The organism is uncultured Bacillus sp. (assembly GCF_958411575.1).
Classification (GTDB): Bacteria; Bacillota; Bacilli; order Bacillales; family Bacillaceae; genus Bacillus; species Bacillus spizizenii.
This window is the reverse complement of the sequence record NZ_CATYRA010000005.1, coordinates 21,021-40,899: the sequence shown is the minus strand read 5'-3', so window position 1 is coordinate 40,899 and position 19,879 is coordinate 21,021. Positions and strand designations below refer to the sequence as shown.

Sequence of the window (19,879 nt, the reverse complement as noted above, 5' to 3'; positions counted from 1 at the left end):
CGATTCTGCGCAAACTATTTTTCAGCCTTCCGCGTCTATCCTAGGTAACAGCCTATGATATACGTATATTCAAAAAGGAGCCCTTTATTGCAATGAAGAAAAAACAAACAACAAAAGCGTTGCTTGTCACATGCATAACTGATCATAAGCAAGATTTCTACAGGTTGGCTTTCAGTTATGTGAAAAATCAAGATGACGCATTAGATATTATTCAGGAATCTATAAAAAAAGCGCTTAGCTCAGTTGAAACGGTTAGAAACCCTGAGACGATAAAAAGCTGGTTTTATAAAATTTTAGTACGGACAGCTATTGATTTTTTGCGCAAACAAAAAAAGTTAAAAGTGATGGATGACGAAACGATAGAGTTTTTAAGCAAAGGAAAGGAAGACCATTACAAGGATACTGATCTCCATGATGCGCTTGACGAATTGCCGTACCGCTATAAAACCATTATTATTTTGCGTTTTTTTGAAGACCTCAAATTAGAAGAAATTGCGGAAATTACAGGAGAAAACACGAATACCGTCAAAACGCGCCTCTACAGAGCATTAAAGCTGATGCGCATTCAGTTGACGAAGGAGGATCTTTCTTAATGGATAAGAGATTGCAGCAATTAAGAGAAGAATATAAAAATGTTCAGATTCCTAGTGAACTTGATATCATTGTTGAAAAAGCCCTTCAGCAAGAACCAAAAAAGAAAAGAATCGTCATGTGGCCGACATCGGCAGCTGTCGCGGCGGCTATTTTATTCACTGCACTTGTCAACATCAACCCTGACGCAGCTCAAGCGATGTCGAGAATTCCTGTCATCGGCAAGATTGTCAAAGCCATCACTTTTATTGAGATCAAAGAAGAGAAAGATCAATCGAGCATCGATGTCAAAACACCTGCTCTATCCGGACTTTCTAATAAAGAACTTGAAAACAGCATTAACCAGAAATACTTGAAAGAAAGCAAGCAGCTGTACAAGGAATTTATACAGTCCACATCCAAAAACAAAAAAGGGCATCTCAGCATTTATAGTGATTACGAGACAGTGACAGACACGCCAGATTTACTCTCTATCCGGCGAGATATTGAAAAAACACAAGCATCCTCTTACACCCAAAGCCGTTATATCACAATTGACAAAAAGAACGATATCTTACTGACATTAAAAAGCTTATTCAAAGATGAACGCTATGTCAACGTCATCAGCCAAAACATCAAAGAACAAATGAAACAGCAAATGAAGGAGGATCCAAATAAAATATATTGGCTCACTGACGAAGATGCAGAACCGTTCAAAACAATTCTTCCTGATCAAACGTTTTATATTAATGAAGACCATAAACTTGTGATCTCATTTGATGAATATGAAGTCGCTCCCGGCTATATGGGCGTTACCGAGTTTAAAATTCCAACCAGCGTTATATCAAGCTTGCTCGTGGGAGATCGTTATGTTCGATAATATAAAAAAACATCCAACTCATATGATGGATGTTTTCTCTCTTCTCTAAGTGAGATCGTAACCTAGCTATCAAAAACAACAAGAATATCTGCACATTATTGGAGGAATACCCATGTATCACAAGACACAACATCACCGATACATCCCTGGGCTCGATGGCCTTCGGGCTTTTGCCGTTCTATCAGTTATCGCTTATCACCTAAACTTCAATTGGGCTAACGGAGGCTTCATTGGAGTTGATATCTTTTTTGTTTTATCCGGCTATTTAATTACATCTATTCTATTGCCGACACATGGAAATGATATCAGCCTTGATTTTCGGGATTTTTGGCTGCGCCGAATTCGGCGGCTTCTGCCAGCGGCTTACCTTATGATCTTTTCTGCTGTTATTTGGGTTGTATTGTTTGATAGGGAACTATTGCATACTGTACGCGGAGATGCCATTTCTTCTCTCTTTTATATAAGTAATTGGTGGTTTATTTTTCACAAACTATCATATTTTGATAGTTTCGGTTCCCCATCTCCTTTAAAAAACCTTTGGTCGCTGGCGATTGAAGAACAATTTTATATGATATGGCCGATGTTCTTGGTTGTTGGGATGTACATATTGAAAAGCCGCGCCAGATTGGCGGCGGTGGTATCATTGCTTGCGCTTTGTTCAGCCGTGATGATGAGCTTATTGTATGAACCCGGCGCAGATCCGAGCCGCGTGTATTACGGTACAGATACTCGTTCGTTTGAACTTCTCATCGGATGTGCCTTGGCTTTGGTTTGGCCTATGAAAAGGCTGTCTTCCAACAGGCTGCCAAGCAAACTGAAGCACACTTTGCACGCCACTGAATTTTCGGCATTTTGTATTTTAGTGTTGTGTGTCTATTTCACAGATGAATACGAGCCTTTTCTTTACAGAGGCGGCATGCTTTTGATTAGCATGGTCGCCGCAATCCTTATTGCATGTGTTTGCCATCCGAGCAGCTTTTTAGGCAATCTGCTTTCATGGAGGCCGCTCCGTTGGCTTGGAACAAGGTCTTACGGTATTTACCTTTGGCACTACCCTGTTATTGTGTTAAGCACGCCTGTTCAAGAAATCGGAAACCCTGTTTTTTGGCATATCGTGCTAAAGGTGGTTGTTACACTTATACTTGCCGAGCTTTCCTATCATTTTATTGAGAAGCCGATACGGACACAAGGATGTAGATCCTTTTTCCGCCGTGTTTTTATACATAGAATCAGGGAATGGAAAACGACAACTGTCCTCAGTAAAATGTCAATTGGTTTCGTCATTCTCGCTGTACTTATTTTTGCGGGAGGGCTGTCTGGACTGGCCGGAGAGCAAAAGCACCCCACCAAATGGACGTATAGCTCACAAGAAACAAACGCTGATACCAACAACCAGGCACCTGAGGACAGAAAAAATGCTGCAGTCGATAAAGACAAGGAAAACGATGCCGAACAAAAGACAACAGACTCCAATCAAGATCAAAAGGAAAACAAAAATAATGGACAAGAGACTAGCAAAAATAAAGACACGCAATCCCAGCAGGAGAAAGAATCCGCAGACGCTGATAAAGAAGTGTTAGCTATAGGAGATTCCGTCATGCTTGATATTGCCTCACACCTTCGTCAATCACTTTCACATGTTACGATTGATGGAAAGGTGGGGAGACAAATGTCTCAAGCTTTGGAGTTCGCAAGGGAGTACAAGTCTTTTAATCAGCCGAACAAAGCTGTCATCATAGAGCTGGGAACCAATGGTTACTTTACAAACAGCCAAATTGAACAATTGCTTCAATCTTTCTCAAAGGCTCATATCTACCTTGTCAATACCCGGGTCCCTCGCCAATGGGAAAGCAAGGTAAATGAATCTTTGAAGCACCAGGCAAGTGCACACAAAAATGTTACGTTAGTTGACTGGCATACAGAAGCTCTTCAGCATCCAGAATACTTTACACCTGATGGCGTACACTTGGTTCCACAAGGGGCTAAAGCTTTGACAAGTCTTATTGTTGAGGCAATGGAATCGTTTTTGTAAAAAAAGAAGTCCTATTTAAAAATGTTGCTGATCATTCTCTGACACTCCATTTCCCAAGGTAATTCTTATGTTTACATGTCGTTTACGTGAGGGTAAGCCAAAATAGAATGGAGGGATGATGGTGGCAGCTAATGAAGAACATGACATCAACAAAGAATTGAAACGCTACGAACTTTTTTTCAAAAAACGATATAAGATTCTTTATACAGTAAACGATTTTATCATTGGTGCTTTGTTTCTCGTCGGGAGCTTTTTCTTTTTTTATGACCAATTAAAGTCGGCAGGGATATGGCTGTTTGTGATTGGGAGCTTGCTGCTGTTAATCAGGCCTACGATTCGGCTGATTCATGACTTTCATTACCGAAAACATGTGGAGCGCCAATTTAAACATCGATCTTCAACAGATGGCTCATCTTGAGGAATAGGCGAGAACAAAATATAAAAAAAATGATGTGCAAATCACAAAACAAGACTATTGGACTATTTATTTTTAAAATTAAGGTAAAAAACCTAAACTTTTGTCCTTGTGTGACGATATTAACAATAAGGCCGGCGCGATACTCCCTATAACATCCTTTTCAGTAGATTTCATTATCGTGCCGGTTTTCTCACATGCAAAGCAATCCCGCCAATCTGATTGATGGCGGGATTTTATTTTTTATTACATTCCTGTCCAAACGTCTTTTACATAACGTTTTTGGTCTTGCAGCTTTTGCAGCCAATCGGCTGATTCTTCCTCACTTGCTCCTTTTTCAGTTTCATATGCCTGACGCAAAGAATTCTCAACATCAGGAGCCATTTGCGATCCATCACCGCATACGTAAATGGAAGCCCCTTTTTCAATGAGTGACATCAATTTCTGCGTATCTTGTTTGAGCAAGTGCTGGACATATCCTTTTGATTCGTTCTCGACGCGTGAGTAGCATCGGCGGATTGTCACCAAACCATCCTGTTCCGCTTGATCCAGCTCTTCTCTGTAAAGATCGTCATGATCGGGGTGCCGGCAGCCGAAGTATAAAAGAGCTTCACCAAGCGCGCTTCCTTCCTTCTTCAAAACAGATCTTGCCTGAATAAAGCCCCTGAATGGCGCAATTCCTGTACCCGGCCCGACCATAATTATAGGCGTTTCAGGATCATCTGGCATCTGGAATCCGGATTGCGGCGTACGGATGAAACAGGCTGCTGCATCACCTGTATTCAGCTCTGCTAAATAATTAGAGGCGACGCCCCGGTATTCGCCTCGCCCGCTCCAGGCTGAGGCTTTAACAACACCTACTGTCATGCTCACGATATTGGCATGGACTTTCGGTGAGCTTGAAATGGAATAATATCTCGGTTTTAGTGATGGCAAAAGTGCTAAAAACCGCTCAAACGGCATTTCGCAGGCAGGGTAATCCTCTAAAAGATCAAGCATGGTGAGACGTTTTGCCAGTACCTGCTCTTTATAAATGCCATCATCTGAAACGAGCTGTTCCAGCTCTTTTTTATGCGGCGGACAGACTGTATAAGAAGCCAGCTCCCGTAGCTGAAGCCTTGAAGCTGGGTCCTGCAGCTCCACATAGGACGCCAATAAATCCGTCACTTTGATCGGCCGATCCATTGGAAGATGAGCCATATGAGGGCCGCCGGTGATTTTTATCACATGATTGGACTGCAAATCGAATCGGCTGAGGACCCGCTGAACAAGCTTCTGGCTGTTTTTTGGCAGTATGCCGATATGATCGCCTTCTTTATATGTTTTGGCGTCAGGAATCTGCAATTCGATATGGCGGGTGGAACGCGGGCTATCAGCCGTCTGGAGCTCCCGGTTCTCTAAAACATTCCCTTCAAACGCGCCATATGCTTTGGCAAGCGGCGTTTCTGTCGCTTCACTGAGAAAAGCAATTGATAATGAAGGCCTGTCTTCTTTCTGAGATATTTCGTTTATAGCAAATGCTTCCATCGTTTCCTTCCAGAAGCGGTTTTCCCACGACTCGCGATGGCTTTCAAAATCATCGGCGGCATCGCCTTCTCCAATCGCTGTTAAACGTGATGCCCCCTTTGCTTTCATCATGTCATCTATCAGGCGGGGAATCCGCTGATACGTGCTGGCCCAGCTCCGGTTTCCGCAACCGAATACCGCATAGGAAACACCATTCAATCTGCCTTCCTCAAGCCCTTCCAGCCACTCTACAAAGCCGGCAGCATTATCAGGCGGCGCCCCATTATAAGAAGCCGTAACGATGACGACTGCGCCTTGTTCAAGCAGCTTGCCAATATAATCATCAAGCGGAGCCGTTTCGGCTGTAAAACCCATCTGGCGGCCGTAAGCAGCCAGTTCACCGGCTATTCCTTCCGCTGTCCCAAGATTCGAGCCGTAAAGAACGAGTAATGGTGTGCCGTGTTTAGGCTTTGTTTCTTTTGGCTTCGTTTCTGTTTTGATGTCAGCCTGTTCTTTTCTCTGTACATTGATTGCCGCTGTTTTCCGCGGTTTCACCGTAATCTTAAAGTCATCCGGTTTGATCGTTAATGCCTCTTTGATTTTCAGTTCGTATCCAGTATGGTTCATCACATCAAAATGCTTTAATACAAGACCGAGAACCATTGTCGCTTCTTGGAGAGCAAACTGCATGCCAATACAAGCACGCTGCCCGTTTCCAAACGGCTTATACGCATGGTGAGGAATACGCGAAGGGTCTTCAAACCGTTCCGGACGAAAATCTTCTGCATCCTCTCCCCAAGCGTTTTGATCCCGGTGCAGTTTCGGAATCAAAACGGTGACAGGCTGCCCTTTGCTGATCGGATATTCCCCGCCTAAAACAGTATCTTCCTTGGCATAGAGAGAAAAGGCCGGAGCTGTTGGATACAGCCTGAGTGTTTCATTTAAAACCATCCGAATGTATTTCAGCTGCTGGATTTGTCTATATTCCGGCGTGTCATCCGTTAACACGCGATCCGCTTCCTCTTGCGCTTTTTTCAGTTTTTCCGGATGTGTAAGCAGACAGTAAATCGCAAAGGAAAGCAAACCGCTTGTTGTTTCATGCCCTGCAATTAAAAACGTTATGATCTGGTATCTGATGTTTTCATCATCGAGCGTTTCACCTGTTACAGGATCTTTGGCATAAAGCATGAGTGATAAAAGATCCTTAATGTTTTCATCCGGATTCGCTTTTCGCTCCGCTATCATTCTATCGACCAGGGAGTTCATGACTTCTATATCCTTTTGGAACTGCAGCTTCGTTTTCACCATCATCTTATCTTGCAGGCCCAGTCTTTTCGATTGATTCATTGCCTCTTTTAAGGCACGGAGCATACTGGTGATAAACGGATGCTGAGAATCACGGTAAAAGCTGTTGAAGCGATAGTTAAACCCGCATAACCCGATTGTATCAAGCGTCAAACGGGTCATGTCGTCCGCTACATCTATTTCTTCATTAGGATTAAGCCGGCTCCATTTTTGAATCAGCTGGGTTGCGATATCCAGCATCATAGAATGATAGCCTTTCATCGCTTTTTGACTAAAACTCGGCAGCAAAATGCGGTGGGCTTTTTGCCAATTCGGTTCGTTCGTCCAGCTTGTAAATAAGCCGTCTCCTCCGAATTCGCGCACCTTTAGCAAGCCTTTGCCAAGGTTTTTGTCAAAGCGGCTTTCATCACACACTTCAGCCACGAGGTTGTGGCCGGATACAAAAACACTGGACACCCCTGGAAAATCAAAACGGAAAATCGGCCCCAATTCATCGGCTATCCGCCATAAGGATTGAGAAAGCTGCTCTTTTTCCAGATGCGGAAGATTTTTTAAAGGTCCGTATGTTTTGGGCTGAGGTATTGCACTTGCCTGTTTCATTAATACATCTTCCTTTCCTATTTTTGTGATGAATGAAGCTTAATGGCGTCCCAGCAGCATTGTTCCAATTCAGTAATTAAATCTATGTCCATCTCTATATCACCCGTTTGGACGAGTTGATATATCTTGAGAAATGCCCCTAACACAATCGCAATTAACACATTAGAGGGCAGGCTGCGAATTATACCTTCTGCTTTTCCCTTGTTAAAATAGTCATCAAGCATATGAGTCAGATTTTCTATCATATTTCTGCTTGTGTCATTTAAGTAATGAGCGTCTTTTTTCGTTTCAAGAAAAAAAAGCGCATAGTCACTCTCTTTCGTAAATTGAACGAGACAGCAAAAAACGTGGTGGAAGCCTTCTCTGACAGGCAATTCCGAAAAATCTTGCTTCAGCTTTTCCGTAAAGCGCTGGATGCTTTCCTGAAACAATACGTTGACGAGTGTTTCTTTGCTGTCAAAATAACGATAGATCGTTCCTGTTCCCACATGAGCTCGTTCAGCTATCATAGGGATAGTGGTGGCATTAAATCCTCTTTCCGTAAAAAGTGAGACCGACGCTTTCATAATCATGTCGTATTTACTGCTGGATGCGGATAACATGTAATGGTACAACCTCCGATTTATTACGGAATGAATATTCATTCCGCTTGTTCATAATGAATGTCCGATCTGTCTGATATCACCTCTTTACCCTTTCTTATGTTATCAGTTTATATGAAAAAAACTTATTTTAATATAAACTATATGTAAAAAATAAAAAATTAAGAAAATATACCCAAATCCAATAGATGGCTCTGGATATATTTCCCGAGAAATGATTTTATTTAACAGCTACAATGCAAAGACAAGAATCACGCCTAATGACAGAAAGATCCCTGAAATGCTGATCTTTCAGAAGTTGAATATACATTTTCTCTTTTACATCAGTATTTCCATCAATACTGATGTAAAACCGGCCGTCAATTTGAAGCACCCGGTATATTTCTCTTAATGCAAGCCTAATATCAGTGCAGCTCTGAACCGTATGTAAGGAAAACACTTTATTAAAGGTACGGTCATCAAAGGGAATGTTCTCAGGATAGCCATGAAAAATCTCCCCTTTTCCCATGTTTCGGTTCGCTCGTGATATTTGCCTTACCTTTCGCTTTGAAGGGTCAATGCTTTTTAAGCTTCCCTTTTCCAGTTTCTCGGTTATGCTCTTAAAGACAGTGCCATTTCCGACTCCAATTTCTAAAATTCTGTCATTTTCTTGTATGTCTATAGAGTCAATCATCATATGCTCAATTGTTTTGGTTTTCTTATATTTCCGAGAAAATAATTTCAAAAGATTCGATCGTTTATAGAGTCTATTTTCTAGCATTTTAAACACCTGCTTTTGGTTTCCTATGTTTATTTATTATATTCGAAAAATAAACATCACCTTCATTTCTAAATGGGAATAAAGATATCAACTAGACGGCAATGTGTTTAAAAATGTTTCAATGGAACTGAACTTTTTCATTTTTTCCGCAAAAAAAGCAGAAAACAAAATGTTTTCTGCCCTCTTTCTAATGCCAATGATAAGGGAATACATACAGCCTATGCTGCTGCATGGCCATCAGCCTCTGCTGGCGGAATGGATTTCCATAACCATGTTTGAAGGAATGCGGCATGGACGCATAACCATGGCCTATCGACGGCAGCCTTTTTTGATAATCGTTCATCATGCCATCACCTGCCTTACCGTAACGTTGATTTATCATATGCAGGCCGGCATTTTCTTGACAGCTGTTTCGCTAAACTTGGTCCTTCTCCATTGTATAATGCATCAATAATTCCATTCTAAGCATATGTCATCTCCTCCTTCAGCTTTTTCATTGCTTTTAGCGCCAGTTTGTTAAATAAAGATGCTTTAACTGAGACTCTTTCATTTCATCATAAATCTGCTCAATCTGCTGTTCCCGTTCGAATTCTTCCTGGCTTTTAAACCGTTTGTTAATCGTTAACGTTAAAAAGAATAGGTTAATCGTCATATCGCTCACCCCCTTTCAAATCCGCTTCAAGCGAAATAACCCGCGGCATCATTCCTTCTGCCGCGGGCAAATAAAAAACCGCAGACAAAAGAAGACACCAATGCCTCTACTGCCTGCGGGGAGTTGCGTATGTCCGACTAATTCCGAATTTAATGCGTGCGATAAGCATCGGTTAAGGAAGGACACGAACTCTTCCACAGGCTGAATGAACCATGAACTTTTACTTGTGTATCACGTACAGGTTGACGTCGTTGTCTCATTGTCATTTTGTTCAGCCTCCTTTGCTTTTTTCTTACTTTGTAAGTATATCCACCAAATTCCATTTTGTAAACATCTTTTTCTAAAAATGGACGGAAATTGTGCAAATCATGGAATGGATTTGTCCTTTGATCATGATACCTGCTTCATTTCTTTTCTGGAGCGGTCTTTCTTATGATATGCGATAAAGTAAATGAGACCGACAAAAACCGCTCCGCCGATGACATTGCCGATAAAAGCCGGAATGATGTTTCCGATAAACTGCCCCCACGTGAACGAGCCAGCAAAAATGGCAGCGGGAATCACAAACATGTTGGCGACAACGTGCTGAAATCCGATTGCCACAAAAGCCATAATTGGGAACCAGATGCCAAGAATTTTTCCTGCTCCGTCTTGAGCGCCGAAAGAAAGCCAAACGGCAAGACATACAAGCCAGTTACAGCCGATGCCGGAAACGAGAACCTTGCCAAAGCTCATATCGAGCTTTCCTTGTGCAACGGCGATTGTTTTTTCTAAATAAGGGCCTGTTTCAGTCAATCCAACCAAATGCCCGAAAAAATAAGCAACAAACAATGCGCCGATTAGGTTCATAATCGTGACGATTCCCCAGTTAACCGCCAATTCTTTTACCGATATTTTTCTCGAAAATAAAGCCATCGCAACGGACATCATATTTCCTGTGATCAGTTCAGCGCCAGCAAGAACCACAAGGATCAGACCGACGGGAAATACTGCAGCCCCGATCAAGCTGGACAGGCTTCCCCATTCTTTCGGAAGGTCGCCGATTACCCTGATATCAAGCAAGTACCCGAGCGCGATAAATGCGCCTCCTAAAAACCCCAGCACAAGCAGGGACGGCAGCGGAAGCTTTATTTTTTTCACCCCTGCTTCAATTGCTGCGTCCGCTATTTCATCCGGTTTCCGAAAAGCCATACTAAAACGCCTCCATTATTTCTTCTTTTCTCACAGTTATGGCAGAAAGGCAATAAAAAAGGCAGCACTCAAATAACCTGTGTAAAACCAGGTGTTTGAATGCTGCCTAACTTGTATGCATACCCATACAACAATATCAAGCAGAATTAAGATATTGAAAGAGAATATATACAGTTCGTGCATACAATCCCATTGCTTTTTGCCTTCTATAACTGTAGCAACATCATATCAAATGTGACAAATTTGTGTCAATGGTAAATATGCTAGCCTTGCAGTGCTTCTTTTTGATCATCTATTTTTTTGTCAAAGACAAACACAGATACAGCGATATTTTCCTCAATTTTAATATCAGAAAACAAATGGACAAGCTTAGCCCCCATCAGTTCCTCCATTCCTTCCGGCGTTTGTTTGGAATAAAGATCTTGAATCAGGCTTGTCCGGGCCGCATGTACCATTTCCCTGCCTTCAGGTGTGCGGGCGATAAACTGCTCGCTTGCACTCAGATTTCCGTACAGTGTTGAGACTGCCATGTTTTCTACAAATACAGTATGAATCCGTTCAGGCCCTTTGCCGAACAATTCTTTGCGAAGTTTTCGAATAATATCATTGAACTCATGAATTTTTTTAGACATGCTGATTACCCCTTCCGATACTCCTCATAAGGCTTTTCCCGGTTCCCCTCAGGACATTTCACTTGGTTAAAATTTTCCTGATATATTGTATTATAATAAATATCACTTTATAATAAAAGCAGTGTTGATGGATTTGTAATAAGATCTTGTTATGAGTCTATCGGTTTATAAAAATCAAGGATTGGTCTGTTAGTAAGACTTGCTAGTGAACTATTCCGCCATGTGTGTTTACACCTTCTTAGAATTAAGGACAGGTGTATCTATACATGGCTTTTTTTGACTTCTTGAATGAAAGATGGAGGGGAATATGAGTATGATGGACGTTAAGTCGATCAGTGTCCGTGTTGACGGAACAGAAATTCAAGCACGAGCAGGGGCCACAATTTTAGACATTTTAAATGAAAACGGGATTGAGTACCCGCAGATTTGCCACGTTCCAGAGGTTGACCCGATTCAGACTTGCGATACTTGCATTGTAGAGGCAAACGGCAAGCTGGTTCGTTCATGCTCTACGGTCGCAGAAAATGGAATGTCAATTGATCTTTCGGGAAGTCGGGTGAAAGAAGCACAAACCGAAGCGATGGACCGCCTTCTTGAAAATCACTTGCTGTATTGTACAGTTTGCGATAACAACAATGGGAACTGTACGCTGCATAATACAGCGGAAATGATGGGAATCGAGCATCAAAAATACCCATACACGCCAAAAGAAGACCCTTCTTGCGCGGTTGATATGTCTCACCCGTTTTACCGCTATGATCCAAACCAATGTATTGCCTGCGGCCAGTGTGTTGAGGTGTGTCAAAACCTTCAGGTAAATGAAACACTCTCAATCGACTGGGAACGCGAACGTCCTCGCGTGATTTGGGATGAGGGAGTTCCGATCAATGAATCTTCTTGTGTCAGCTGCGGCCAGTGTGTCACAGTATGCCCATGTAATGCGCTGATGGAAAAATCAATGCTCGGGCAGGCTGGCTTTATGACAGGCATCAAAGAGGATGTCATGGAACCGATGATTGACCTCGTGAAAAACGTTGAACCTGATTACGGCAGCATTTTTGCCATTTCTGAAGTCGAAGCGGCAATGCGTGAAACGAGAACGAAAAAAACCAAAACTGTATGTACGTTCTGCGGTGTCGGATGTTCTTTTGAAGTATGGACAAAAGGACGGGATATTTTAAAGATCCAGCCTGTTTCTGACGCTCCGGTTAACGCGATTTCTACATGTGTCAAAGGGAAATTCGGCTGGGATTTCGTCAATTCTGAAGAGCGGATCACAAAACCTTTAATCCGTAAAAACGGGGCATTTGTGGAATCTTCTTGGGAAGAAGCCCTCGATCTTGTCGCAAGCAGATTAGGATCGATTAAAGAGCAGTACGGCAAAGGATCTGTCGGATTTATTTCTTCTTCTAAAATTACGAATGAAGAAAACTATGTCATTCAAAAATTAGCGCGCCAGGTATTTGAAACAAACAACGTCGATAACTGCTCACGCTACTGCCAGTCTCCTGCTACAGACGGATTGTTCCGAACTGTCGGCATGGGCGGTGACGCCGGCACGATTAAAGATATTGCCAAAGCCGGTCTCGTCATCATTGTCGGCGCCAATCCGGCAGAAGGACATCCTGTGCTTGCTACACGTGTCAAACGGGCGCACAAGCTCCACGGTCAAAAACTGATCGTTGCCGACTTGCGCAAAAATGAAATGGCTGAGCGGTCTGATCTATTCATCAGCCCTAAACAAGGCACAGACCAAGTTTGGCTGATGGCTGTTACGAAATATATGATCGACCAAGGCTGGCATGATCAAGCGTTTATTGATGAGAACGTGAATTACTTTGAAGATTATAAAGAAACGCTTAAAACTTATACGCTTGATTATGCGGAACGCATCACAGGCCTTTCTAAAGAAAACATCATTCGAATTGCCGAAATGATTCGTGACGCTGATGGAACTTGTGTCCTTTGGGGAATGGGTGTCACACAAAATACAGGCGGTTCTGATACGTCAGCAGCGATTTCAAACCTGCTTCTCGCTACGGGCAACTATCGCCGTCCGGGTGCCGGCGCTTATCCTCTGCGCGGACACAATAACGTACAAGGCGCTTGCGATATGGGAACACTGCCTGGCTGGCTGCCGGGATATCAGCATATTACAGATGACAAAGCCCGCGCTAAATTTGAAGAGGCATATGGTGTCGAGATTGATGGAAAGCCTGGTTTAGATAATATTCAAATGCTTCATGCCATTGAAGAAGGAAAAATGAAAGCTATGTATCTTGTCGGTGAGGATATGGCACTGGTCGATTCAAACGCGAACCATGTGCATGATATTTTAACAAGCCTTGATTTCTTCGTGGTACAGGACATCTTCCTGTCAAGAACAGCTCAATATGCTGATGTCGTCTTGCCGGCTACTCCTTCACTTGAGAAAGACGGAACATTTACCAATACAGAACGCCGCGTGCAGCGATTATATCAGGCGCTGCCGACACTTGGTGACGCGAAGCCGGATTGGTGGATCATTCAAGAGGTGGCAAACCGCTTAGGGGCGAACTGGAATTACAGCCATCCAAGTGACATTTTCTCAGAAATGGCGAGCCTTTCTCCTCTGTTTGCCAAAGCAAGCTATGAGGTTCTTGAAGGCTGGAACAGCTTCCTATGGGGCAGCTACTCTGGTGAAAGCACACCGCTTCTGTATGAAGACGGATTTAATTTCCCTGACAGAAAAGCCCGCTTTGCCCTTTCTGATTGGACTGAGCCAGCGGCATTTCCGGAAGAATATGATCTTCATATCAATAACGGCCGGATGCTGGAGCATTTCCACGAAGGAAACATGACAAATAAATCGAAAGGCATTCAAGCAAAAGTGCCGAATGTATTTGTTGAAATCTCGCCTGAACTTGCACAGGAGCGGGGCATTTGTGACGGTTCGCTTGTACGGCTCGTTTCTCCGTTCGGAGCAGTCAAATTAAACGCGCTGATCACAGACCGTGTGCGGAAAAATGAACTTTATCTGCCAATGAACTCAACAGACAAAGAGTCAGCGATTAACTTCCTGACGGGGCCTGCAGCTGATAAACGGACGAACACGCCTGCTTATAAACAGACGAAGGTCCGCATGGAGGTGCTTGGAGGCTGCGAAACAGCGCCGCTTCCGAAAACAAATCCGCGCAACAAAAAACGGCACCCGCAAAACGGGGTCGAAGCAGAAAGAAAATGGAACCGTCCGGGCTATGTCCATCTGACTGATTAAACGAAAGGAGGAAAACGAATGGCCACTCCGATTACGACAATCAAAAAAGAAACAAAAACAGCAGAACAAATCAAGCTTGAAAAAATAGAAGAGCTGAAAGAGCTGCTGGCGGAAAATGAGGATGCCGTATCTAAAACGATGACGTTAATGAATGAACTCAATGAACTTGGAATTTTTGATGCGGCAACAAGCATGCTGAGAGCGAAGGAAGACATCGCCAAGATTGCGCTTGGCCAAGTTTCGCGTGAGCCTGTCACCAATCTCATCAACACGATGATGGCCGCCGGAGGCGCATTAACAAAAGCAGATCCTGAGTTCACAGGAAAGCTTTTAGAAAGCGTGATGGCTGGAACTGAACAGGCGCAAAGCTTTTTAAAAGAAGACAAGAAAGTAGGAATTCTTGATCTTTTAAAAGCAATGAACGATCCTGATATCAACAGAGCCGTCGGCTTCGGCCTTCAGTTTTTAAAAGGCATGGGAAAAGAACTGCAGGAAAAATAACAAAAAACAGCCATCGCTGAGTTGATGGCTGTTTTTTTATTCGTCGGCTTCTTCCAAACGCTTCTTGTAAATCAATGAACGATCCACGCAAAAGAAGGCTCCTGCTAAAAACACGCAATCCGCTAAAAACATCATCGATTTCTGGCCTAGCGTTAAGCCTTGATCGGGAAGAACTGCGCCTATATATAAAAAAGTGCTGACTGCAAGCAATGTAAAAGCAAAATGCTTGTAGTCTTCTATTAAAGATTTCATTCTATTTTTATTCAAAAGAATCACCTGCCAGATTCAGAGTATACGACTATTATAATATAATCTGGCAGCTTACAGAGAAAGTAATTCTATCCATTTGTTATATATTTTCAAGCGCTTGCTTGATATCTTCCAGTAAATCTTCCGCATCTTCAATTCCTACAGAAATTCTAATCAATCCGTCCGTAATGCCTAATTCAAGCCGGCGCTCTCTCGGAATAGAGGCATGTGTCATTCTTGCCGGAACAGAAATTAAGCTTTCTACTGCGCCAAGACTTTCAGCAATGGTAAACAGTTTCAGATTCCCTAAAAATGCATCAACCCGCTCTTCACTGCCGATATCAAAGGAGATCATGCCACCGAAGCCAGACCCTTGTATTTTTGCGAGCTCATGTCCGGGATGATTTGAAGAACCAGGATAATATAACGTTTGGACACCAGGATGATTCTCCAGAAAACTTGCGATTTTCCGCGCATTTTGATCGATCGCTTCCATTCTGAGTCCCAATGTTTTGATTCCTCTTATTAACAGCCAGGAATCTTGAGGGCCAAGGACGCCGCCTGTGGAGTTTTGCACAAAATGCAGCTCTTCGCCAAGCTCTTTCGAAGCTGTCACAACTAAACCGCCGACGACGTCACTGTGTCCGCCAAGATATTTTGTCGCACTGTGAAGCACAATATCAGCTCCTAAAGTGAGCGGCTGCTGAAAATAAGGAGTGTTAAAGGTATTGTCGACGATAAGCAGAACACCCTCTTTTTTTGCGATATCAGCCATGAGTGCCAAGTCGGTGATTTTGAGCAGCGGGTTTGTCGGTGTCTCAATATAAATGGCTTTTGTGTTTGGGCGAATCGCTTTTTCAACTTCTTCTCTGCAGCTTGTATCGACAAATGTTGATTCAATGCCAAGACGATTTAGTACCTTTGTCATCACGCGGTATGTTCCGCCGTACACATCATCAGTCAACACGACATGATCTCCGCTGTTAAACAACATCATAACTGCTGTAATGGCAGCCATTCCTGAACTAAATGCATAGCCTGCTTCCCCGCCTTCCAGCTCTGTCACTAGTGCTTCGAGAGCGGTTCTAGTCGGATTGGCCGTTCTTGAATACTCATAGCCTGTATGCTGTCCTGCTTTCGGCTGCTTGTACGTGCTTACTTGATAAATGGGCACAGAAACCGCGCCTGTTTTTTCATCACCTGTAATTCCGCCATGTATCATCAATGTTTTTTTCTTCATATCAGATGCCTCCTTCGTATATTTGTTTGCTGATATATCGATCACTGCTGTCAGGAAATACGGTGACAATGTTTGTTCCTGCGGATGCTTTTTTCGCTTCCTCCAATGCTGCATAAAGCGCTGCACCTGAAGAGCTTCCGATCAGCAGACCTTCTTTTTCTGCCGCTTCTTTCACAAGTCTAAACGCATTCTCATCTGTAACGGTGTAGATCTCATCAAAATGGCTCTCATTCATATAATCGGGGATGAACTCCATGCCAATGCCTTCTGTTTTATGAGCATGTGGCTCTCCTCCGTTTAAAATGGAGCCCTCCGGTTCGACAATCGCTGTTTTGACTGCTGGATTTTTTTCTTTTAAGAAGGAAGCAGTTCCTGCGAATGTGCCCCCTGATCCTGCCCCTGCAACGAACGTATGAATATTGCCGTCAAGCGCTTCCCATATTTCAGGTCCAAGTGTCTTATAGTAAGTCGATGGATTTACTTGGTTTTTAAATTGCAAAACGCAATAAGAATTTTCAATTTCTGTCTCCAGCTGAATGGCTTTTTGAATGGCTCCCTGCATTCCGTCTTGACGCGGTGTATGAATAATTGATGCTCCAAGCGCTTGCATAATTTGCTGTTTCTCTGTGCTGAAATGTTCAGGGACACAGAAAATCGCTTTTAACCCATATTTTCTGGCACTCAACGCAAGGCCGATCCCTGTATTGCCTGCGGTGGCTTCTATAATCACTCCGCCGGGATTCACCTTTCCCGACTCCATCGCGTCACGGATCAGCATATCTCCCAGTCTGTCTTTGATGCTTCCGCCGGGATTCATCATTTCAAGCTTGGCATACACTGCGATCCCCTCAGGAACATCAAAGTTCTTCAGGCGGAGAAGCGGTGTGTTCCCAATCAACTCGGTAATGTCCGTAATAACAGTCATATATGTCCTCCTCCTTGATAGAGGTTGTTTTTAGGGAAAACGGAGGAGAATTCTCCCCCGTTTTTAATGAATTCGTTTGATCACTTTTAACACAAGCTCTGTTGAATTGACAGCCGCCTGCTCTAAAAATTGGTCAAATGATACATGTGATTCTTTTCCTGCAATATCAGATAACGCTCTGATGACGACAAACGGCGTTTTAAATTGATGGCACACTTGAGCCACTGCCGCAGCCTCCATTTCAACCGCGTACAGATCAGAAAATCTCGCACGCACCTCTTCAACCCGCTTTGGATCGTTCATGAAAGAATCGCCTGTTGCGATTGTTCCTTTTGCAACCTGAATGCCGTCTAGTTCAGAAATCGCTTCTTCAGTGATGTTGATTAGCTTTTCATCTGCCGCATAAGCAGCCGGAAGACCCGGAACCTGACCGTATTCATAATCAAAGGCTGTTACATCTACATCATGGTGGCGAACGTCGGTAGAAATCACGACATCTCCTACATTCAGTGTATGATGAAATCCGCCCGCTGAGCCTGTGTTAATGACATAATCAGGCTTGTAACGGTCAAGCAGAAGCGTTGTGCTGATGGCAGCATTCACTTTTCCAATTCCTGACTTTAAAAGAATGACTTCTGTTCCTTCATATTCGCCTGTTGTAAATTCACAGTGTGCGATTGTTTCTGTTTTTGCATGTTCAAGTTTGCTTCTTAGGATGGTAACTTCCTCTTCCATTGCTCCGATGACTGCTAGTTTCATCTATTCTCACATTCCCTTCACTTTACCGTTTGATCGCCTCCATTATCCACACAAAGTCGTTATGCTGAGTGAATTGGACTGCAAAACCTTCAGCTGTAAACATCGCTTTCAACGCATCCAATGTAGGATAATGCTCCGTCTCTAAATCATTTGCCAGCTGATAGAAGCCTTGAGAACGGGCTTTATCAATAGCCTGTTGATATGCTTGCACATCTTCAAAGACGGTATCGGCAAACACTATTCTATCATGCAAGTGAAGGTATTTGCCATATTGCTTTATGGCAGCCCGCTTTTCTTCGTCGGTCAAATGATGAAAAGCATATGAACTGACAATTGTGTCAGCATGAAATGGAGGTTCAGGAAATGTCAGGAAGTCTCCGTCAACGATTTCCGCCCTGCCTGAAAGCTTGTCAGAAGCTAATTTGCGCATTGCGGGAGACGGTTCAATACCAAATACAGATTTGCCCGCCTCCAGCAGCTTAGCTGTCAAATTCCCCGTCCCAGGGCCAAATTCTAACACATGCGTTCCAGACCTGCTGACAATGGCATCAAGGATATCATCGTAGCCTCTGAACGCTTCTTTATACTGAATATCAAAACCTTGTACTGTTTGGTCATAAGTTGCTGCCCAATCTTCAAAGAGAGGGATAAATTCACGTCCCATATTTGTCACACTCCATATTTTATAATTCCTATAAGCATACTATGAATTAATGATGGAACAGTTCCTATCATACCACATCTTCTGGAAAGCAGGTACTAAAACACTTCGTGTATTTTATGCCATCTATATTGCGCGTTTACCGCAAAAAAGCTTATACTTCTTATGACTTGTGAAAGCTGGAGGGTCGAGACATGAATTTTCAATTAGATTTGATAAAAGACAAAGTGGAATTTTTTGAAGCGGCTTCATTGCAGGAGCTTGAAAAGAAAATCAATACACAAATTGAAAACAATAAAGCCATCATGCTCCGGGTGAAATCTGTTTCACACCAAACTGCTGTGGCAGACGGAAGAATATTGTACAGCGCGGTTGTTCACTTCGCAGCTGAGGCCTAAAACAAAAGCAGCCGGCTCTAAACCGGCTGCTTTTGTTTATTTTAGTTTCTCTACTTTTGTCGGCTTCCAGCCTTTTTCATCAACCCATGTAATCGTGACTTGATATTTATCCCCAGTCGTCTTGTCTAAAATCTTGCCTTTGGCATCCTGAGGGCTGCCGTTGTTTCCGAGCCAGAGCACCGTCATGTGATCTGTTGAAACACCAGTTGCATATGAAATGGCTTTTAGCATCTCAGCCCAGTCTTGTGAACTTGAGTCATAAGTGGCGGCGTGTTCGCCCGTCTGCTCAGTTCCGACTGCTTTCCAGTCAGGATTTTCATACGTTTTTTCCACGTCGCTTGATGAGCCGCCTTCAGTAACTTTTGCGTCTTTAAGCGGGTCATCTGAATCTGAGCTTGAGTCTGAATCAGAATCATCACTTTTAGAAGAAGAATCATCTTTTTTGGAATCTGAATCAGAAGACTTCTCAGAATCCTTTTCGCTGTCAGAAGTATCTTTCTTGCTGTCTTTTATATCTTCGTCCGATTTCTTTTCCGTCTTTCCTGAAGCCGGAGATTCCTGTTTTTGCGCTGTTTCAGAATCCTTGCTGACATCTTTGCTAGAAGGACTGTTAATGAAGAGATTAGCTGCTACTACGACAATTAGTATGGATACGATTGCGATTAAAATGTTAAGCACTAAATTAGCTTTCCTGCGCTTATCACGGTTTTCATAACGAGATTGATTATTGCTCAATAATTCTGCA

The 19,879-nt window shown here is 43.1% G+C and carries 20 protein-coding genes; 7 read left to right on the top strand and 13 right to left on the bottom strand.

The window, feature by feature from the left end; all coding sequences use genetic code 11:
* The first annotated feature begins 92 nt into the window (after positions 1-92).
* The 4 genes from sigV to Q5C82_RS09535 all read left to right on the top strand — a co-directional run bounded on the left by sigV (position 93) and on the right by Q5C82_RS09535 (position 3,900).
* On the top strand, positions 93-593 hold the full coding sequence (gene sigV / locus Q5C82_RS09550) for an RNA polymerase sigma factor SigV (protein WP_003225967.1): 501 nt from the start codon (positions 93-95) through the stop codon (positions 591-593).
* Positions 593-1,450 (top strand): anti-sigma-V factor RsiV, encoded by an 858-nt coding sequence (rsiV, locus tag Q5C82_RS09545; RefSeq protein ID WP_003225965.1) that lies wholly within the window; start codon positions 593-595, stop codon positions 1,448-1,450. Before sigV ends, rsiV begins: the two co-directional genes overlap by 1 nt.
* A gap of 112 nt (positions 1,451-1,562) precedes the next feature.
* Complete coding sequence (locus Q5C82_RS09540; RefSeq protein WP_003225963.1) at positions 1,563-3,482, top strand: acyltransferase family protein; 1,920 nt, start codon at positions 1,563-1,565, stop codon at positions 3,480-3,482.
* A 121-nt stretch (positions 3,483-3,603) separates the two neighbouring features.
* On the top strand, positions 3,604-3,900 hold the full coding sequence (locus tag Q5C82_RS09535) for a YrhK family protein (RefSeq protein ID WP_003225961.1): 297 nt from the start codon (positions 3,604-3,606) through the stop codon (positions 3,898-3,900).
* A 243-nt stretch (positions 3,901-4,143) separates the two neighbouring features.
* Here the strand turns inward: Q5C82_RS09535 and cypB are convergent, their stop codons facing one another.
* The 7 genes from cypB to Q5C82_RS09500 all read right to left on the bottom strand — a co-directional run bounded on the left by cypB (position 4,144) and on the right by Q5C82_RS09500 (position 11,145).
* Positions 4,144-7,308: a bifunctional cytochrome P450/NADPH--P450 reductase CypB gene (gene cypB, locus Q5C82_RS09530; protein ID WP_003225958.1), complete on the bottom strand. Its 3,165-nt coding sequence runs from the start codon at positions 7,306-7,308 to the stop codon at positions 4,144-4,146.
* Between the two features lie 17 nt (positions 7,309-7,325).
* Entirely contained in the window at positions 7,326-7,910 is a 585-nt protein-coding gene (gene fatR, locus Q5C82_RS09525) for a transcriptional regulator FatR (protein ID WP_003225956.1), read from the bottom strand.
* A gap of 220 nt (positions 7,911-8,130) precedes the next feature.
* On the bottom strand, positions 8,131-8,679 hold the full coding sequence (locus tag Q5C82_RS09520) for a class I SAM-dependent methyltransferase (protein WP_257727145.1): 549 nt from the start codon (positions 8,677-8,679) through the stop codon (positions 8,131-8,133).
* A 178-nt stretch (positions 8,680-8,857) separates the two neighbouring features.
* Positions 8,858-9,016, bottom strand: a complete 159-nt coding sequence (locus tag Q5C82_RS09515; RefSeq protein WP_014114589.1) for a hypothetical protein — start codon at positions 9,014-9,016, stop codon at positions 8,858-8,860.
* 156 nt (positions 9,017-9,172) lie between these two features.
* Positions 9,173-9,322, bottom strand: a complete 150-nt coding sequence (locus Q5C82_RS09510; protein WP_003225949.1) for a YrzI family small protein — start codon at positions 9,320-9,322, stop codon at positions 9,173-9,175.
* A gap of 390 nt (positions 9,323-9,712) precedes the next feature.
* Entirely contained in the window at positions 9,713-10,513 is an 801-nt protein-coding gene (locus Q5C82_RS09505; protein ID WP_003225944.1) for a formate/nitrite transporter family protein, read from the bottom strand.
* 263 nt (positions 10,514-10,776) lie between these two features.
* Complete coding sequence (locus Q5C82_RS09500; protein ID WP_003225942.1) at positions 10,777-11,145, bottom strand: DUF2294 domain-containing protein; 369 nt, start codon at positions 11,143-11,145, stop codon at positions 10,777-10,779.
* Between the two features lie 313 nt (positions 11,146-11,458).
* On the opposite strand from Q5C82_RS09500, the gene fdhF reads away from it, so the two are divergent.
* Together fdhF and Q5C82_RS09490 are read left to right on the top strand one after the other, a co-directional pair.
* A complete protein-coding gene (gene fdhF / locus Q5C82_RS09495; RefSeq protein ID WP_079996425.1) occupies positions 11,459-14,401 on the top strand; it encodes a formate dehydrogenase subunit alpha in 2,943 nt (980 codons plus the stop codon).
* A gap of 18 nt (positions 14,402-14,419) precedes the next feature.
* Positions 14,420-14,902, top strand: a complete 483-nt coding sequence (locus Q5C82_RS09490; protein ID WP_003225938.1) for a DUF1641 domain-containing protein — start codon at positions 14,420-14,422, stop codon at positions 14,900-14,902.
* Between the two features lie 36 nt (positions 14,903-14,938).
* Here Q5C82_RS09490 and Q5C82_RS09485 read toward each other — a convergent pair whose 3' ends face one another.
* From Q5C82_RS09485 to Q5C82_RS09465, 5 genes are all read right to left on the bottom strand, one after another.
* The gene (locus Q5C82_RS09485; protein ID WP_003225936.1) at positions 14,939-15,169 is read right to left on the bottom strand and encodes a YrhC family protein; all 231 of its coding nucleotides are present in this window, start codon (positions 15,167-15,169) and stop codon (positions 14,939-14,941) included.
* 82 nt (positions 15,170-15,251) lie between these two features.
* Entirely contained in the window at positions 15,252-16,391 is a 1,140-nt protein-coding gene (locus tag Q5C82_RS09480; RefSeq protein WP_003225933.1) for a bifunctional cystathionine gamma-lyase/homocysteine desulfhydrase, read from the bottom strand.
* 1 nt (position 16,392) lies between these two features.
* Complete coding sequence (locus tag Q5C82_RS09475; RefSeq protein ID WP_003225931.1) at positions 16,393-17,316, bottom strand: O-acetylserine dependent cystathionine beta-synthase; 924 nt, start codon at positions 17,314-17,316, stop codon at positions 16,393-16,395.
* Positions 17,317-17,379: 63 nt separating this feature from the next.
* Positions 17,380-18,075 carry a 5'-methylthioadenosine/S-adenosylhomocysteine nucleosidase gene (gene mtnN, locus Q5C82_RS09470; RefSeq protein WP_003225929.1) on the bottom strand — a complete coding sequence of 232 codons (696 nt, stop codon included), beginning with the start codon at positions 18,073-18,075 and terminating at the stop codon, positions 17,380-17,382.
* Between the two features lie 22 nt (positions 18,076-18,097).
* Entirely contained in the window at positions 18,098-18,739 is a 642-nt protein-coding gene (locus Q5C82_RS09465) for a class I SAM-dependent methyltransferase (RefSeq protein ID WP_003225926.1), read from the bottom strand.
* A gap of 191 nt (positions 18,740-18,930) precedes the next feature.
* Here Q5C82_RS09465 and Q5C82_RS09460 point away from each other — a divergent pair, with 191 nt between their 5' ends.
* Positions 18,931-19,134, top strand: a complete 204-nt coding sequence (locus Q5C82_RS09460) for a YrzA family protein (RefSeq protein WP_003225924.1) — start codon at positions 18,931-18,933, stop codon at positions 19,132-19,134.
* Between the two features lie 36 nt (positions 19,135-19,170).
* Here the strand turns inward: Q5C82_RS09460 and Q5C82_RS09455 are convergent, their stop codons facing one another.
* The gene (locus Q5C82_RS09455) at positions 19,171-19,869 is read right to left on the bottom strand and encodes a YrrS family protein (protein ID WP_003225922.1); all 699 of its coding nucleotides are present in this window, start codon (positions 19,867-19,869) and stop codon (positions 19,171-19,173) included.
* Between the last annotated feature and the right edge of the window lie 10 nt (positions 19,870-19,879).

What these genes read in the sequence shown, in the direction of transcription:
- sigV (WP_003225967.1), top strand. Translation starts at nt 93, where the DNA reads ATGAAGAAAAAACAAACAACAAAAGCGTTGCTTGTCACATGCATAACT.
- rsiV (WP_003225965.1), top strand. Translation starts at nt 593, where the DNA reads ATGGATAAGAGATTGCAGCAATTAAGAGAAGAATATAAAAATGTTCAG.
- Q5C82_RS09540 (WP_003225963.1), top strand. Translation starts at nt 1,563, where the DNA reads ATGTATCACAAGACACAACATCACCGATACATCCCTGGGCTCGATGGC.
- cypB (WP_003225958.1), bottom strand. Translation starts at nt 7,308, where the DNA reads ATGAAACAGGCAAGTGCAATACCTCAGCCCAAAACATACGGACCTTTA.
- fatR (WP_003225956.1), bottom strand. Translation starts at nt 7,910, where the DNA reads ATGTTATCCGCATCCAGCAGTAAATACGACATGATTATGAAAGCGTCG.
- Q5C82_RS09515 (WP_014114589.1), bottom strand. Translation starts at nt 9,016, where the DNA reads ATGATGAACGATTATCAAAAAAGGCTGCCGTCGATAGGCCATGGTTAT.
- Q5C82_RS09510 (WP_003225949.1), bottom strand. Translation starts at nt 9,322, where the DNA reads ATGACGATTAACCTATTCTTTTTAACGTTAACGATTAACAAACGGTTT.
- Q5C82_RS09505 (WP_003225944.1), bottom strand. Translation starts at nt 10,513, where the DNA reads ATGGCTTTTCGGAAACCGGATGAAATAGCGGACGCAGCAATTGAAGCA.
- Q5C82_RS09500 (WP_003225942.1), bottom strand. Translation starts at nt 11,145, where the DNA reads ATGTCTAAAAAAATTCATGAGTTCAATGATATTATTCGAAAACTTCGC.
- fdhF (WP_079996425.1), top strand. Translation starts at nt 11,459, where the DNA reads ATGATGGACGTTAAGTCGATCAGTGTCCGTGTTGACGGAACAGAAATT.
- Q5C82_RS09490 (WP_003225938.1), top strand. Translation starts at nt 14,420, where the DNA reads ATGGCCACTCCGATTACGACAATCAAAAAAGAAACAAAAACAGCAGAA.
- Q5C82_RS09480 (WP_003225933.1), bottom strand. Translation starts at nt 16,391, where the DNA reads ATGAAGAAAAAAACATTGATGATACATGGCGGAATTACAGGTGATGAA.
- Q5C82_RS09475 (WP_003225931.1), bottom strand. Translation starts at nt 17,316, where the DNA reads ATGACTGTTATTACGGACATTACCGAGTTGATTGGGAACACACCGCTT.
- mtnN (WP_003225929.1), bottom strand. Translation starts at nt 18,075, where the DNA reads ATGAAACTAGCAGTCATCGGAGCAATGGAAGAGGAAGTTACCATCCTA.
- Q5C82_RS09465 (WP_003225926.1), bottom strand. Translation starts at nt 18,739, where the DNA reads ATGGGACGTGAATTTATCCCTCTCTTTGAAGATTGGGCAGCAACTTAT.
- Q5C82_RS09460 (WP_003225924.1), top strand. Translation starts at nt 18,931, where the DNA reads ATGAATTTTCAATTAGATTTGATAAAAGACAAAGTGGAATTTTTTGAA.